This window comes from Ruegeria sp. AD11(2025) (assembly GCF_056542405.1).
In genome coordinates this window covers 1-541 of sequence record NZ_JBQFZU010000164.1, presented here as the reverse complement: position 1 = coordinate 541, position 541 = coordinate 1, and the positions used below count along the sequence as shown (strand labels likewise).

General features: G+C 43.8%; 1 protein-coding gene. It reads right to left on the bottom strand.

Annotated elements, in window-relative coordinates:
• Positions 1-529 (bottom strand): beta-barrel domain-containing protein (locus tag ACR1XY_RS24900; RefSeq protein ID WP_480597559.1); only part of this gene is annotated, 529 nt, incomplete at its 3' end.
• Between the last annotated feature and the right edge of the window lie 12 nt (positions 530-541).

Here is a 541-nt window from a genome sequence, read left to right as displayed (position 1 = left end):
TAGGACCTTTCAAGGTAGAGGTGTCAAGTTTGATAAAGACTTCATAATAAGGTTCCCCATTACGCTCATTTTTATCGAGAATTGTATCTGCTCCTACGTGCACTACTGTGCCGGTAAGTGCCCCATAAATCGAAAAATCAAACGCAGACAATTTAATAGTTGCGGGCATTCCAGAATAAACGAACCCAATATCCCTCGGATCGATCTGTCCTTCAATATGGAGTTCATCCTCGAGAGAAAGTATTTCGATGAGCGGGTCGCCCGGCTGTACTACTCCTCCGATCGTAGTTGCAATTACTTTGTTAACAACACCGTGTATCGGTGAACGCACATCTGTCCTCAGTAATTGATCTTCTCGACTGCTAATTTGCTCGTTAATCTTTTGTAAGGAAATTAGTGCCTCGGAATACTCTTGAGATCTCGTTTGCTCAAACTCAGTAATCACAGCATCCAAACGCGATCTAAGATCCTCAGCAGCTTGCTCCGCCCGTATCAAGTCTATTTCCGGCATCGCTGATTTCTCTGTCATTGCTCGCAAAAT